The organism is Flavobacterium sp. CG_9.10 (assembly GCF_015752245.1).
GTDB lineage: Bacteria > Bacteroidota > Bacteroidia > Flavobacteriales > Flavobacteriaceae > Flavobacterium.
The window spans coordinates 72,420-88,674 of the sequence record NZ_JADOVD010000004.1; the positions used below are offsets into that span (position 1 = coordinate 72,420).

At 34.1% G+C, this 16,255-nt stretch carries 15 protein-coding genes; 13 read left to right on the forward strand and 2 right to left on the reverse strand.

Features of this window, described 5'->3' with window-relative positions:
- Window positions 1-96: 96 nt before the first annotated feature.
- Window positions 97-1,197, forward strand: coding sequence for a M20 family metallo-hydrolase (locus IWX84_RS04560; RefSeq protein WP_196849568.1), 1,101 nt, complete (start codon window positions 97-99; stop codon window positions 1,195-1,197).
- Window positions 1,198-1,342: 145 nt separating this feature from the next.
- The gene (gene argH / locus IWX84_RS04565) at window positions 1,343-2,623 is read left to right on the forward strand and encodes an argininosuccinate lyase (RefSeq protein ID WP_196849569.1); all 1,281 of its coding nucleotides are present in this window, start codon (window positions 1,343-1,345) and stop codon (window positions 2,621-2,623) included.
- 112 nt (window positions 2,624-2,735) lie between these two features.
- Here the strand turns inward: argH and ytxJ are convergent, their stop codons facing one another.
- Window positions 2,736-3,125, reverse strand: a complete 390-nt coding sequence (gene ytxJ / locus IWX84_RS04570) for a bacillithiol system redox-active protein YtxJ (RefSeq protein WP_196849570.1) — start codon at window positions 3,123-3,125, stop codon at window positions 2,736-2,738.
- Window positions 3,126-3,268: 143 nt separating this feature from the next.
- Here ytxJ and clpB point away from each other — a divergent pair, with 143 nt between their 5' ends.
- The 11 genes from clpB to IWX84_RS04625 all read left to right on the forward strand — a co-directional run bounded on the left by clpB (window position 3,269) and on the right by IWX84_RS04625 (window position 15,257).
- Window positions 3,269-5,875 carry an ATP-dependent chaperone ClpB gene (clpB, locus tag IWX84_RS04575; RefSeq protein WP_196849571.1) on the forward strand — a complete coding sequence of 869 codons (2,607 nt, stop codon included), beginning with the start codon at window positions 3,269-3,271 and terminating at the stop codon, window positions 5,873-5,875.
- A 363-nt stretch (window positions 5,876-6,238) separates the two neighbouring features.
- Window positions 6,239-7,108: a DUF808 domain-containing protein gene (locus tag IWX84_RS04580; protein WP_196849572.1), complete on the forward strand. Its 870-nt coding sequence runs from the start codon at window positions 6,239-6,241 to the stop codon at window positions 7,106-7,108.
- A gap of 358 nt (window positions 7,109-7,466) precedes the next feature.
- Complete coding sequence (locus tag IWX84_RS04585) at window positions 7,467-7,922, forward strand: hypothetical protein (RefSeq protein WP_231385414.1); 456 nt, start codon at window positions 7,467-7,469, stop codon at window positions 7,920-7,922.
- 174 nt (window positions 7,923-8,096) lie between these two features.
- Window positions 8,097-8,747, forward strand: coding sequence for a hypothetical protein (locus tag IWX84_RS04590; RefSeq protein ID WP_196849574.1), 651 nt, complete (start codon window positions 8,097-8,099; stop codon window positions 8,745-8,747).
- Window positions 8,748-9,141: 394 nt separating this feature from the next.
- Window positions 9,142-9,717: a Crp/Fnr family transcriptional regulator gene (locus tag IWX84_RS04595; RefSeq protein ID WP_196849575.1), complete on the forward strand. Its 576-nt coding sequence runs from the start codon at window positions 9,142-9,144 to the stop codon at window positions 9,715-9,717.
- A 55-nt stretch (window positions 9,718-9,772) separates the two neighbouring features.
- Window positions 9,773-10,399, forward strand: a complete 627-nt coding sequence (locus tag IWX84_RS04600) for a DUF998 domain-containing protein (protein ID WP_196849576.1) — start codon at window positions 9,773-9,775, stop codon at window positions 10,397-10,399.
- 407 nt (window positions 10,400-10,806) lie between these two features.
- Entirely contained in the window at window positions 10,807-11,388 is a 582-nt protein-coding gene (locus tag IWX84_RS04605; protein ID WP_196849577.1) for a Crp/Fnr family transcriptional regulator, read from the forward strand.
- Window positions 11,389-11,448: 60 nt separating this feature from the next.
- Window positions 11,449-12,414: a ketopantoate reductase family protein gene (locus IWX84_RS04610; protein ID WP_196849578.1), complete on the forward strand. Its 966-nt coding sequence runs from the start codon at window positions 11,449-11,451 to the stop codon at window positions 12,412-12,414.
- A gap of 55 nt (window positions 12,415-12,469) precedes the next feature.
- Window positions 12,470-13,492: an alpha/beta hydrolase gene (locus IWX84_RS04615; protein WP_196849579.1), complete on the forward strand. Its 1,023-nt coding sequence runs from the start codon at window positions 12,470-12,472 to the stop codon at window positions 13,490-13,492.
- 350 nt (window positions 13,493-13,842) lie between these two features.
- Complete coding sequence (locus IWX84_RS04620) at window positions 13,843-14,640, forward strand: DUF1853 family protein (RefSeq protein ID WP_196849580.1); 798 nt, start codon at window positions 13,843-13,845, stop codon at window positions 14,638-14,640.
- 164 nt (window positions 14,641-14,804) lie between these two features.
- Window positions 14,805-15,257 (forward strand): Gmad2 immunoglobulin-like domain-containing protein, encoded by a 453-nt coding sequence (locus tag IWX84_RS04625; RefSeq protein ID WP_196849581.1) that lies wholly within the window; start codon window positions 14,805-14,807, stop codon window positions 15,255-15,257.
- A 124-nt stretch (window positions 15,258-15,381) separates the two neighbouring features.
- Here the strand turns inward: IWX84_RS04625 and IWX84_RS04630 are convergent, their stop codons facing one another.
- The gene (locus IWX84_RS04630; protein WP_196849582.1) at window positions 15,382-16,101 is read right to left on the reverse strand and encodes a hypothetical protein; all 720 of its coding nucleotides are present in this window, start codon (window positions 16,099-16,101) and stop codon (window positions 15,382-15,384) included.
- Window positions 16,102-16,255: the final 154 nt, after the last annotated feature.

The following is a 16,255-nucleotide window of genomic DNA, read 5'->3' on the forward strand; positions in this document are numbered from 1 at the left end:
CCATTAAGGAATTAAGGTTTAATTAAGAAATAAAAAACTTAATTTTCTTAATTCCTTAATGGTTTAAAATAAACTTTATGATTTTGTAAAAAATAAATGAAAAACATACAAACCCTAACACAAGAAGCCATTGCGCTATTAAAATCACTGATTGAAACCCCTTCCTTTTCAAGTGAAGAAGACCAAACAGCGCTTTTAATCGAAAATTGGTTTACCCAAAATAATATTCCTTTCGAAAGAGAAAATAACAATGTTTGGGCTTTTAATAAACATTTTGACACAACCAAACCTACGCTTTTACTGAATTCCCATCACGATACCGTCAAACCTAATCAAGGATATACTAAAGATCCTTTCAAGGTGATTGTTGAAGACGGAAAGCTATTTGGCTTGGGAAGCAATGATGCAGGAGGTTGTTTGGTTTCGCTTTTAGCGACTTTTGTTCATTTTTATTCGAATGAAAATCTACCTTACAATATTGTTATGGTAGCATCCGCAGAGGAAGAAAGCAGTGGTAAAAAAGGATTAAACAGCGTCTTGAAACATTTACCGGAACTGGAATGTGCCATTGTTGGCGAACCTACTTTGATGCAATTGGCCATAGCCGAAAAAGGTTTATTGGTACTTGATGTTATTGTAAAAGGTACCGCGAGTCACGCCGCGCACAATAATCCTGACAATCCTATTTACAATGCAATACCCGTTATTGAATGGTTTAATAGCTATCAATTCGAAAAAATATCGGAGGTTTTAGGGCCCGTGAAAATGACGGTAACACAAATAAGCGCAGGAAAACAACACAACGTAGTTCCTGCGGAATGTCACTTGGTTGTGGATATCAGAGTGAATGATTGTTATAGCAATCAGGAAATTTTAGACACCGTAAGCCCCCCAACCCGCGAAGGGGGAGTAAAAAAAGAAACGCGGGAAGTATTTGTTACTCCTAGATCTATGCACTTAAACGCTTCCTCAATTCCAGTTAATCATGGTTTAGTGCAGGCAGGAATCGCACTCGGAAGAACCACTTACGGCTCACCTACCCTTTCTGATCAATCGGTTTTAAGCTGTCAATCCTTAAAATTAGGACCTGGCGAAACCCTGCGGTCGCACTCGGCAGACGAATTTATATTTATAAACGAAATAGAAGAAGGAATTGAATTGTATATCAAAATACTAACTGATTTTTTCAAACAATAAAATAATTTGGATTTATCCTGATTATTTTCAGGAGCTAATCCCGCTATACGTTGCAATCTTTTATTTTTTAAAGAAAAAAATAAAAGGATTTCCACTGCTATCGGGGCTAAAAATCTAAAAAGTCTAAAAATCTAATTATCCATATATGAAACTTTGGGAAAAAGGAATACCAACCGATAAGCAAATCGAACATTTTACCGTTGGAAACGACAGAGAACTGGATTTAGTTCTAGCCAAATATGATGCATTAGGTTCTATTGCACATGCTAAAATGCTAGGCCAAATCGGACTTTTGACCGATTCAGAAACTACTTCTCTTGTTTTGGCTTTAGAAGAAATCATAACTGATGTCGAAAAAGGTAATTTCGTAATCGAGGATAGTTTTGAAGACGTACATTCTAAAATTGAATATTTATTGACCATAAAATTAGGTGATGCCGGTAAAAAAATCCATACGGCGCGTTCTCGTAACGACCAGGTTTTAGTAGACGTTAATTTATATTTGAAAGATGTCGTTACAGACCTGAAAGAACAAGTAAAAGTGCTTTTTGATTTGTTAATGGAATCCGCAGAAAAACATCAAAATGTTTTATTACCGGGTTACACGCATCTTCAAATCGCGATGCCGTCTTCTTTCGGGATGTGGTTCTCCGCTTATGCCGAAACCTTAATCGATGATATTACGATGCTTAATGCTGCTTTAAAAATCGTAGATCAAAATCCATTGGGTTCTGCGGCCGGTTACGGAAGTTCATTTCCTATCAACAGAACTTTCACAACAAAAGAGCTGGGATTCGAAACCTTAAAATTCAACTCCGTTGCTGCTCAAATGAGCCGTGGAAAATCAGAAAAAACGGTTGCTTTTGCTATGAGTAGCGTGGCAGCTACTCTTGCTAAATTCTCTATGGACGTTTGTTTGTATATGAGTCAGAATTTTGATTTTATCAGCTTACCGGCGCATCTTACAACAGGTTCGAGCATTATGCCACACAAGAAAAACCCGGATGTATTTGAATTGATTCGTGGAAAATGCAACAAGATCCAAGCCTTGCCTTACGAAATTACTTTGATAACTAACAATCTTCCAAGTGGCTATCACAGAGATTTACAATTATTAAAAGAAGGATTGTTTCCTGCGATTCAAAACTTAAAAGCGTGCTTGGATATTGCGATTTTTGCCATTAAAGATATTAAAGTAAAAGACAATATTCTTGCAGATCCAAAATACAATTATTTGTTTACTGTTGACACTTTAAATGAAATGGTGGTTGCAGGAATGCCTTTTAGAGATGCGTACAAAGCCGTAGCAGAACAATTAGAAAATGGTACATTTCAATCTCCAAAAGAAACCAAACATACGCATGAAGGTAGTATAAATAACCTTTGTTTGGATGAAATAAAGGAGAAGATGAAAAACGCATTTTAAAAACGATTTCTCTTTTTAACCACTTCAGCAAAAAATAATAAACCGCAAATTCGCAAATTAATGATTGAATCAAAATTTGCGAATTTGCGGTAATTTTTTTTAGTAAAATAAATTACAACTTCCCTTTCAGTGCTTCCGCGTCAATATCGCTGTGAGAAACATTATAAACTGATTTTCCGCCTTTAATCAAAAGCAATTGTGGAGATTGATGTGTTACTCCAAAACGACTCGCAATTTCATTGGAAATATCGCGATACGCTATTAAATCTAGAAAATAAGGCGTAACTTTATCTGACAAATCGAATTCATTTTCAAATTGCTTCAACGCCATTCTGCTCACACTACAACGCGTACTGTGTTTAAAAATAGCCACTGGTTTTTCATTTGAAAGTGCAATAATATCGTTCAATTGTCCCAAATCTGTTAAGGGATTCCAATTGATTTTATTTGAAGAATCATTTTGGTTTTCTGAACCACTAAAAATATTTTTTAAAAAACTCATAATTGTCTTGTTTTAAGTCAATTTGACTTTTTTATATGATAAAAATCATATAAAATCAGTCATTTTGTCTGTACTATTGTAATGGAATATATCTTGATTAATGAATCGCAAAGTTAGCTAAATAACACAAACAATATAAAATCATGAACATAAATAAATTTACAATCAAATCTCAGGAAGCTATTCAGCTTTCTCAGCAACTTGCGCAAACCTTAGGGCAGCAACAGATTGAAAACGAACATATTTTCAAGGCAATTTTTGAAGTGGATGAAAATGTGGCCCCTTTTATTTTGAAAAAACTCAATGTAAATGTTCCACTATTTCTTCAAATATTAGATAGCACTATTCAGAGCTTTCCCAAAGTTTCCGGTGGAGAAATCATGCTGTCCAGAACTGCCAATACTACTCTTAATGAAGCGGAAATTATAGCCAAAAAAATGAATGATGAATTCGTTTCCATTGAGCATTTGATTTTGGCGATTTTCGATTCTAAAACTAAGGTTGCCCAAATATTGAAAGACCAAGGTGTTACCGGAAAAGGATTAAAAGCTGCGATCGAAGAATTGCGAAAAGGGGAAAGAGTGACATCGGCCTCTGCGGAAGAAACGTATAATGCTTTAAATAAATACGCCAAAAATCTAAACGAATTAGCCCGTAATGGAAAACTTGACCCAGTTATTGGTCGTGACGAAGAAATTAGACGTGTGCTGCAGATTTTAACCCGTAGAACCAAAAATAATCCAATGTTAGTTGGTGAACCCGGTGTTGGTAAAACCGCCATCGCCGAAGGTTTAGCGCATCGAATTGTAGATGGCGATGTTCCTGACAACCTAAAAGATAAAATTGTATTTTCATTGGATATGGGAGCCTTAATTGCGGGAGCGAAATACAAAGGAGAATTTGAAGAACGACTAAAATCAGTGGTGAAGGAAGTAACTGCCGCTGAAGGTGACATTGTTTTATTCATTGATGAGATTCACACGCTCGTAGGCGCTGGTGGTGGCGAAGGCGCAATGGATGCGGCTAATATTCTGAAACCAGCCTTGGCTCGTGGAGAACTGCGTGCTATTGGCGCAACCACATTGGACGAATACCAAAAATATTTTGAAAAAGATAAAGCGCTCGAAAGACGTTTCCAAAAAATAATTATCGAAGAACCAGATACCGAAAGTGCGATTTCAATCCTGCGTGGTATCAAAGAAAAATATGAAACACACCATAAAGTACAGATAAAAGATGAAGCTATTATTGCTGCCGTCGAATTATCACAACGTTATATTACCAACCGTTTTCTTCCGGACAAAGCCATTGATTTAATGGACGAAGCCGCTTCAAAAATACGCATGGAAATCAACTCAAAACCGGAAGAATTGGATGTTTTGGATCGAAAAGTAATGCAACTCGAAATTGAAATTGAAGCAATAAAGAGAGAGAAAGACGAAAGTAAACTCAAAATTTTAGGTCTTGATTTAGCCAATCTTAAAGAAGAGCGAAATGAAATTTTTGCCAAATGGAAATCAGAGAAAGATGTTGTAGATGACATTCAATCGATAAAAACAGAAATTGAAGATTTTAAATATGAAGCCGAACGCGCCGAACGTGATGGTGATTATGGAAAAGTAGCTGAAATTCGTTATGGGAAAATCAAAGAAGCGCAAGAGCGTCTGGAGGTTTTGCATGCAGCACTAATCGAAAACCAAGCTGGAGGAAGTTCGCTTATTAAAGAAGAAGTGACCCGAGAAGACATTGCCGAAGTAGTAGCCAAATGGACTGGGATTCCAGTGATGAAAATGCTACAAGGAGAACGCGAAAAACTATTGCATCTGGAAGCCGAATTGCACCAGCGCGTAGTAGGTCAGGAAGAAGCGATCGAAGCCGTAAGTGATGCCGTAAGAAGAAGTCGAGCAGGATTACAGGACATGAAAAAACCCGTGGGAACCTTTCTTTTTCTGGGAACTACAGGAGTTGGAAAAACCGAATTGGCAAAAGCCTTGGCCGAATATTTATTTGACGATGAAAACGCCATGACAAGAATCGATATGAGTGAATATCAGGAGCGTCATAGTGTGAGCCGTTTAGTTGGTGCGCCTCCGGGATATGTAGGTTATGACGAAGGCGGACAATTGACTGAAGCCGTTCGTAGAAAACCGTATTCAGTAATTTTGCTTGATGAGATCGAAAAAGCGCATCCCGATACCTTTAATATATTGTTGCAAGTATTAGATGAAGGACGATTGACGGACAACAAAGGCCGTCTTGCCGATTTCAAAAACACTATTATCATCATGACTTCAAATATGGGAAGCCAGATTATTCAAGAGAAATTTGAAAATTTAAAAGGAAGTGTGGAAGCAGCAACAGAAGCGGCCAAAGTAGAAGTTTTAGGTTTATTGAAACAAACCGTTCGTCCGGAATTCATCAACCGTATTGACGAAATTGTAATGTTTACGCCACTTACCAATGAGAACATTACCAAAATCGTAGGTTTACAACTAAAAAGTGTGACCAAAATGCTAGCGCTTCAAGGCATCACGATGGACGCAACTCCTGAAGCTATCGCCTATTTATCTGAAAAAGGATATGATCCGCAATTTGGAGCCAGACCGGTAAAACGTGTGATTCAAAGAGATGTCTTGAACCAGTTATCTAAGGAAATCCTTGCTGGAAATATAACATCAGACAGCATTATTCTGTTGGATGCTTTTGATGGAAAGTTGGTTTTCAGAAACCAAACGGAACTAGTAGAATAAGCAGTTTGTCCCTACGATTTGAGAACTTCTGTAATGAAATGAAGCAAAAAATGTATTGACAAGTATCACAAAACATCAGTCGAAAGGCTGGTGTTTTTTTATGCTGATTTTTTAGAGCAGAACTATACTAAATTTGCATCTCGAGTTGTCTCGCTGTCCGCGGTATCCAACCTGATTGCTTCATTCTGCACAATGACAGCGCTGGATACTTACTACCGATGGTGCTAGATTAGAAATTTCGGATTTCTAAAATTAAATTATAAATAAAAAAGTTTTAAATTCGCACTAATAAAAAATCATAACGTACCGATTAAATTTTGGCAAAGCAAAACCAAAATCAATTCAGTTTATAAAACAATCAAAATGGCATCAGGTTTTTTCGCATTATTAGATGATATCGCAGCAATCATGGATGATGTTGCGGTAATGAGTAAAATTGCAGCCAAAAAAACGGCTGGTATTTTGGGCGACGATTTAGCCGTAAATGCAGAGAAAGCTTCCGGATTTATCTCCTCCAGAGAACTTCCCGTCTTATGGGCGATTGCAAAAGGTTCTTTCATTAATAAACTAATCATTTTACCTATAGCCTTTCTGTTGAGTGCTTTCTTACCCGTGGCTATTATAATAATCTTAGTACTTGGTGGACTTTATTTAGCCTACGAAGGCGCCGAAAAAATATTCGAATACTTCTTTCCTCATGAGCATGCAAAGCATGAAAAATCTTTGGAACCAATGACCAAAGAAGAAATTTTGTCTTTCGAAAAAGAAAAAATAAAATCAGCAATAGTAACTGATTTTATTCTATCAGTAGAGATTGTAATTATTGCACTGGGCACCGTTATTGGAAAACCAATTTTATCCCAAATTCTTGTTGTTTCCATCATTGCAATAGTAGCAACCGTGGGTGTTTATGGAATTGTAGCCTTAATTGTCCGAATGGATGAAGTAGGGTTAAAACTAATGAAAATCAGCTCAAAAGAAAGAAGTTTTACAAAAAGTCTAGGTAATATTCTGGTACAAGCACTGCCCAAAGTCATCAAAAGTTTATCCGTTATAGGTACAATCGCCTTGATCTTAGTAGCAGGAGGCATATTTGTACATAACATTGATTTTTTACATGATGTATTGCCCCAATTACCCGCCATTGTAACAGAATTTTTAGTTGGCCTCGCATTTGGTTTACTTGTTTTGGGAATTGTAAAATTGTTCAAGAAGATAATTGGCAAAAAGTAAGCCATGCATAATGAGTGCACTTTAGCTCTTCCATATTTAAAAATAGTAAAGAAACACTGGTCGAGAGGCTGGTGTTTTTTTATGGAGATTTTTAGGAGCAGAAATAATTATTTCCAGAACAACCATCCCTCCTGCTCTCGGCTATATCTCTCCGTTACACTGCGAGGATGCCGCCTCGATCAGGGCTAATGAGAGGGTATATTACATCTCAACACCAACAAGAATTATTTAACAAGAAAAAAATTTCAAATTTAGAAAAAACACCAAAAAAGATGTATACATTTGATGTTATGTACGAGTTAGCCGTTATTTTACCTGAACGAAACGAAAAATGAAAAAATCAACCAAAATTATTTTAATGTTTTTTCTAATTTTATTAATTGGAATTTTCATTCATCCTCAGAAAGTAATTTTTGAGGCAAATATTGAAGGAAAGGTAATTGACGAAAACAATATGCCTGTTTTCAACGCAACAGTTTACAGAATTGAAAAAGAATATTTCATAAATGAAAAAATTGGCTCGAATGAATCAAGAGATTTAAGAACTGAAAGTGTTAAAACCGACAAAAATGGAAACTTCAAGTTTTATGAAAAATCAAGAATAGATTGGTTTCATACTCCATTAGATCTGCCAATTGGCTATTGTTATGCGGAATTCGAAATTGAGAAAAGCGGACATGAATTTTATAAAACAAAGTTTGGTAAGTTTGAACAATACAGAATTGAAAATTGTTACGCTTGTGAAAAAGTATTATTTAAGCCAATTATTACTTTGAAAAGCCAAAACATAACCGAAAACAGAATTAAAAAATAAAAACAACGGCTAACCGTCGTTTGGCAATATGGCGGGATTTGGCTTAATTTGAAGATAGTTTTGTACTTGGAAAATTAGTCATTAACCGAAAGATTAGGCTTCCTTAATCCGCCACATCGCCAAGCGGCATGGACGTTAACTGCAATATTGAAAAAACACTACGAAACTAAAAATATGAATTTAGCTTTGAACAACTTAAACAAAATAGCAGAGGAAATTGAAAAGATTGGAGGAATCTCGGCGATTTTGTCTAAAGCTTTAGACATATCAAATCCTTCGATGACTGAAAACACTGAAATATTATTGAACTATGGATGGTATATTTCAAGTGATATTGAAATGAGAAAATTGTCTGAAACGATTAAACTAATTAAAAACGACGAAATAGAAACTGCTGAAAAATCACTGATTGAATTTTATAAAAAAAACATCAAGAGTATTGAGGCAAAATTAATTTCAAAACACTCAGAGAGGGAAAACATTTTTAAAGAAGCTTTTCTGGCTCACAAAAACAAAATGTATTATTCGTCAACAATTCTTTTCTTGTCGCAAGGAGACGGAATGATTGATGGCAAAATCTTTCATAATCGACAAAATCTTGATAAGCACTTAGACAAAAAAAGAAATCCAGATTTCGTGAGTCTTTTAAAAGATGATTGTCCATTAAATGTTCCTTCTATTAAAGTTAAAAAGTCAAAATACTTTAGCAAATTAAATAGACATGCGGTAATGCATGGAGAAGACAAAAATTACGGAACAGAAATAAATAGTCTTAAAGCCCTTTCACTTTGTTGCTTTGTAAGTGATTGGTATAATCGATATTAATACTGCAGTTAACAACTAATGATTCGTTGCCCCACTCTGGTGCTCGTTTGCAACGAGTACCTCCTTTCTTTAAAAACGAAATCGTAGCATTTGCAATGCGGGTACACAATGCAAGTACATTCTAGAGAGAAACAAATTGACGCTTTCAAAGAATTAAAAAAATTAATAAAAGCGTCTGCTAACAACTAAGTATTCGTTGCGCTCGCAAAGCCAACACCCGAGCGATAGCGAACAGACGAAGTAATTAACCCGCGTTTGAACGGAACCGGAGGTCGGTTTTTAAAGCAATTCCTTTTTGGCACTACAAATCAACTATATTTGCTCCAAATTAAGTTCTAAGGAGCTTTTTATACACGCTGACGTTAGACATGCAATTGAAAAACCTAATTCGTAAATGATAGAAATATTAGTAGATCATATCAAAAGCTTCATTCCTGTTTCAAAAGAATTAACAAAACGACTGGAAGAAATTTCTAGTACAAAAATCATTGAAAAAGGAAAGTTTTTGCATAGACCAAACAGAATTTGTGAAAATACTTATTTCATAAAATCAGGTCTATTACGAGTTTTCTATAAAAAAGACGAAAAGGAAATAACCGACAATTTTTCAGCTGAAGGAGAATGGATTACTTCTATTTATAGTTTTATGAAAAATGTTCCCGACAACTGCTACATAGAAACATTAGAAAAGGCAGAACTAATTGCCATTAATGTTTTACAACTTGAAAAGTGTTTTAAGGAATTTCCCGAAATGGAGCGATTTGGTAGAATTTTAATCTCCAAATACTTTATTCAAAAGTCAGAAAGAATAATTTCGATGCAATTTCATACAGCCACAGAGAAGTATCAATTCTTTTGCAACACGTCTAAAAACATATTGTCAAGAGTACCACTTGGGATGCTATCCTCATATTTAGGAATTACACAAGAAACATTGAGCCGAATACGTGCCAAAATAGTCTTTTTTTGACATAGATCAAAAAATGTTTTTTTATAAGCTCATATCTTTGAAGAAAAAACAAAGAATGAATAATAAGACTAATGGATTAATTGGAATTACTGCTGTTGTGGTTGGGGTATCAACTATTATCATAATGGCAGGACTAAGAACTGATGGTTACAATCACTTTCATAAAGCTGTAAGTGAACTAGGATCAACTGATGCTGAAAACAAATGGATATTTAACATACTGGGATTCATTATACCAGGAATTCTCATAGCAATTTTCAGTTTTAACCTTATGAAGGAATTTCGTTCATATTCTATAAAATCATACCCGTTTTATTTATTAATTTTATCTGGATTGTTTCTAACTCTTGCAGGATTATCTCCAGCCAATATGGAAAATAAAAAATCGATTAGTACAATTATTCACTCGGTTGGAGCAGTTGGAGGAGCTGTTTTTTGGCTACTATGTGCTTTGACTTTATGGTGGCAACTCAAAAAGAATAACATTTGGAAAAATACGGCAATTTCTACTTTCTTAATACCTTTTATAATGATAGTAGCGATGAGTTTTGTTTCAGAAAACACACCAGGTATATCGCAACGGATTATTTTCATCGCCTTGTATTTATTTATTCTTATTTTAGCTGGGAAACAGTTATTGATTGCAAATAAAAAACCACAAAAAATAGAAAAGTGGAATTGAGATATCGAGAAAATTACTAAAAACAGACAAAATCTGACTGATAAAATTCCCATCTGGTGCTCGTTTGCAACGAGTACCTCCTTTCTTTAAAAACAAAATCGTAGCATTTGCAATGCGGGTACACAATGCAAGTACATTCTAGAGAGAAACAAATTGACGCTTTCAAAGAATTAAAAAAATTAATAAAAGCGGCTGCTAACAACTAAGTATTCGTTGCGCTCGCAAAGCCAACACCCGAGCGATAGAAAACAGACGAAGTAATTAACCCGCGTTTGAACGGAACCGGAGGTCGGTTTTTAAAGCAATTCCTTTTTGGCACAACAAATCAACTATATTTGCTCCAAATTAAGTTCTATGGCGCGTTTTACACACGCTGACGTTATACATGAAATTGAAAAACCAAATTAATGGACAAATCGATACTTAACAATTATTTCCATTCTTTGTTTCCAATCCAAAAAGAAATCGTGGAAAAAATTACGGAAACGTTCTGTGATTTTGCATTAGATAAGAATACTACACTGCTGGATCAAGACACGATCAGCACAAAAACATATTTTTTAGAGAAAGGATATATGCGCTCCTATATTCTGGATGAAGATAATAATGAAGTTACAACTAACATCTATTCAGCGCCTTGTTTTGTAAATGACTTTTTATCCTTCTTTAAAAAACAACCTACAAAAGAAATCTATCAAACCTTGACTGACTGCATACTATGGGAAACTTCCTTAGAAAATGTACAAAAAAACTTTCATAACATCGCGGAATTCAGGGAGTTTAGCCGGCTTTTATTTGTTATCAATTACTATAAACTAAACGACCGAGTAATTGAAATGGCAAGTCAAAAAGCAGAAACAAGGTATTTAAACCTTTTAAAACTACAGCCACTTATTTTTCAACATGTTCCTCTTAAAATTATAGCTTCTTATTTAGGAATTACAGACAGTACATTAAGCAGAATTAGAAAAGAAATCAGTAAACTATAATTTCTTGCCATTTATCAAGTGCTTATGTATTCGTGAATTTTCACCTTTGTAAAAAAAAAGATGAATAAAAAACACATTGTTATCATAGGTCTTGGGGGTGTTGGCGGTTATTTTGGCTTTAAGATAAATCAAGCAAACGAAAAAAATAAACAACATACAATTTCTTTCGTAGCAAGAGGTACAACCTACGATACTGTAAAAGAAAATGGACTAACGTTACTTTCTCCGGAACATTCAATAAGTACAACAAAACCGGATGCGATTCATCAAACAGTATTTGACATTTCTAAGCCTGATTTGGTATTTATTTGTGTTAAAGAATATGATTTAACGAATGTTTGTACGCAACTATCCGAAGTAATTACAAAAAATACCATCCTAATACCAATGATGAATGGAGCTGATATTTATGATCGAATTCGTGAAATCATACCTAATAATATTATTTTACCCTCCTGTCTTTATGTTGCTTCTCATATAAGTGAAAAGGGCATTATTGAACATAAAGGAAAAGCAGGAAAATTAATCTTAGGCAAAGACCCAGAACATGCTTCTGAAGATATAGATTGGGTTATCAATTTAATAGACAGCAGTAAAATAGATTTTGAGTTTAAAGACAATTCTTTAGTTGATATTTGGACTAAATTTATTTTCATAGCAAGTTTTGGTTTAATAACTGCAAAATACAATTCCTCTATAGGAGCCGTTTGCACCATTGAATTACAAAAAGAAGAGGCGACGAAAATAATGGACGAAATAAAATCAATTGCAGATCGAAAAGGAATTTATCTACAAGACAACATTATCCAAAAGACATTTGAAAAAGCAGCTACATTTCCTCCAAAAACACCTACTTCATTACAACTTGATTTAAATTCAGGAAAAGAAGATAATGAATTAGAATTGTTCGCTGGTACTATTATCAAATACGGAAAAGAATGGAATATAAACACGTCTTTTACTGAAAGTGTTTATCAAGAAATAATATTTACTAATTCACTGTTATTAAAAAAAACTTCACTATAAAGGTAACTTTATATAATCCAAATCGTCTTATGACGATAACTATAAAATTTAAATAATGAAACGAAAGATTTTCAGAGTGCTTAAATGGGCATTTTTAATACTTCTTGTTCTATTCTTTTTTAAGGCTTGTATGCCATCAATGCAAGACAGCCCAACGATAAAACCAAGACAATCAACTCAATATTGGAATCTAAAAACAGGTTCCAAGATAGCCTATACTTTTATTGAAGGGAAAGGAATTAAAAAACCATACCCTGTTATTTACCTACATGGAGGCCCAGGTGGATATGTACATTCGAAAGTGATTGAAGTTCTTGGTAAACTTTCTGAAGATGGATTTGATGTTTATTTATATGACCAAATTGGTTGTGGGCTGTCTGCTAGGCTCGAAAATGTAAATGATTATACTGCGCCGCGTCATCAAAAAGATCTTGAAGCAATCGTCGAGATTATAAAAGCTAAAAAAATAATTTTAGTAGGGCAATCTTGGGGCGGTGCTTTGGCAACATTATACGCAGCTGATAACCTCAAAAAAGTGGATAAGATAATACTTACATGCCCAGGTGCAGTAAAACCAGTTAATGATTCGGTTGAAAAAATTAAAGCACCTGATAGTTTACAGCTCAAAGACCCAATGGAAGTTAACAGTGATGTAATTGGCTTTGTATTAAAGCCACGGTATATAGCAATTCGTTTTTGGGCGTTTTTTGGAAAGAAAATAGCGAGTGATGAAGAGGCGGATAGCTATTTAAATAAAATGGCAATGGGTTTTACCAAAGGACTTGTTTATGATCCTTCCAAAATATTGCCCGAAGAAGGTGGCGGTGGCGGTTACTGCAATATTAAAACACCAACAAGTTATAGCAAGCTTACAGATCCAAGACCAAAACTTAAGAACAGTATTATTCCCGTTTTAATAATAAAAGGTCAATACGATAATATTCCTTGGGGCAATACGAATGAATATAGAGCTATTTTTAAAAACAGTCAATTAAAAATAATAGAAAAGTCAGGACATGATGTTTATATCGAAAAACCTGATGAATATTTACTGGCGATGAAATTGTTTTTAAAGTAAAGTTGAATTTTAAAAGCAATAGCGAACAGGACTTAAATTCAATTCGGGCAGAAATATAAGGCATTTGCAAAAGCTGTCCTTTCAGGAAGAATAATTATTCTCGCTTTGCAAATGTCTAATAAACATGTAGCTTTGTCTGTACTATTTGGGAGGATAAAGTTTCGAAAACTAAACTGAAATTTAGTTCAGACTGCTAGCGTAAGCGTTAAAAAAATGGTATATTCTCTTCTATTTTTTATATTTTTAAAATTATATAAAAAACAAAAAGGTATCTGTTTTAAAAAATTTTGAACTTCTTGCGATTATAGGGCTTTCTTTGCGAAACAAACTACATTAACACCAACGATAGAATGAAAACGAAGACAAGGATTGCATCAATAATAAAAGCGAATTGTCTAGACTTTTCTTTTACTGGTTTACAAACTTTTGATTTATCGGCATTAAACCTAACAACTGATCTGGAATTTCAACTGCCAACTAATGTAAGATTGGGACATTTGGTAGAAAAAATTGTTTCTGAATTGATTAAAGCGTCTACCAACTACAAACTACTTTATGAAAATGTTCAAATAATTGAAGATAAAAAAACCATTGGCGAAATTGATTTTATTATTCAAAATGAAAATACAAAGCAGTTAATCCATCTGGAGTTAGCTTATAAGTTTTATCTGTTTGACCCAAGCATTTCTTCGGAACCAATAAATAATTGGATTGGTCCAAATAGGAATGATTCATTGAAAGAGAAATTAGAAAAATTAAAAACAAAACAATTTCCTTTATTATACCATAATTGTGCTAAATCAATGTTTGATACTATTGTAGTTGACGATGTTTCTCAAGCGCTGTGTTTATTAGTTTCCTTGTTCGTTCCTTACGATTATAAAGCCAATTTTAGCCCTATTTATGAAAAAGCCATAAAAGGCTACTATATAAACATGGAAACTTTTATAAGCCTTGATAATCCATCAAAAACTTATTATCTACCTCCAAAAAAGGAATGGGGAATGGATCCAGCTGAAAACGAAATTTGGAACCACTTTAATGGTATAGAAAAGCACATTACCAATGCTATTAATGAAAAACAAGCACCATTATGTTGGCAAAAAGACAAAAATTCCTATTTAGAATTTTTTATTGTTTGGTGGTAGGTTAAATTGATTGGATTAAAATAAGAAAAACTAGCTATAACAATAAGTATGATCGGATATCTGCGGCTAATTCCAAGTAATTTTATATTTTAGTCCTTGCGATAGTTCAAGAATGCTATACTATCTAAAACCTTTTAGGAAAAAAATCTCAAACTAGTAAAACAATGAAAATAAAATTAACAATGTTGTTATTTAGCTTGTTATTGTTAGCATGCAACAAACAAAATAAAGACGAAACGGAAAGCAATGAAAACTCGGTTTCCAGCGATACAATTGAAATAACAAAGCCCATCGAACCACAAAAACAAATAGCGACAGTCTTTTCAAATGAACATTTTCGCCAAGTAACGGTAGAAAAAATAGATGGAACTAAATTCCATATACAAGGACAAGCCCAAGTTTGGGAAGCAAACGTTAGTTGGGTGATTGAGGATGGATATAACGAATTGAAAAACGGATTTACAATGACCGATGCTGGCGCACCAGAATGGGGTAAATTTGATTTTACAATCGATATTGAGAAAAAAGAGGAGTATTCAACTTTAACTCTTATTCTGTTTGAAGAGAGCGCAAAAGATGGTAGCCGAACACACGAATTACAAATACCACTAAAGTAAAACCTACATAGCGAATTTTGCTATTGCTATTTTTTCGATTAAAGTTTGATACGTTTGAGCGAAACCTAGAAAAAGGTTTACTTCTTACCGATAGATAAAAAAATTTATAACAAATTACTAACTTTTATAGTTTCGTGAAAATAGCGGAATTAAAATTAGTTTTAACTTTTACATTTTTGGGTCCAACTTCTTCATTCGGTCTGTCAAAAGAAAGCAAGATGTTACCCACTTTTTGATAGTTATTCCATGGCTTTAAGAACTTTGGCTTGGCATCTTTATAATTTTTATAATGCGCCCATTGCTTTATTAAATGGTCTTTTTTATCAACATACAGCCAGTATTTATTTTCGGGAGTTACACCAACAGCACTAAAAGTGAGTTGCAAAATATCCGCCGTTTTTCCATTTGGTAATTTATCCGTTTTAACATAAATAAGATGCACTCCAGGATCTTGTAATTTCCATGGCATCACTAACCAATACGAATCATTTATCCACCAGTTCTTCGCTTCTTTAAGCAGACCATTGGCTTTAGTCTGATCTTTAATTAATACTCCATTTTGATATGCCTTACCTTTTAAAGTATTGATATTTACTAAAATTACTTGATTTTCTGTTGGATTCTCTATGCGAACATTTCCTGTCCATTTATCCCAAAAGAGTTTTCTGTTCACAAATTCCCATTGAATAAAATGGATAGCATTATAATTTTTCATTCCGCCCATCGCTGTTAGCATATCTTTCACGATGGCATTGGCTTTTTTATCTTTTGACTGCGCCAACGTCGAAGTGAAGCTAAAAATCACTGTACTAAGAATTAAAGTAGCTTTAAAAATAGTTTTCATAATCATGTATTTAGTTTATTCTATCTAACAAAAATAGTCACTTTTGCTGCTATTTTTAATTCAAAGCTCATTTTTTAAACTTATATCTTCATTTGTCATGGCTATAGCTGCTCCATATAGCGAATATCCCGTAAAAATTATTCTTACCTTAGCA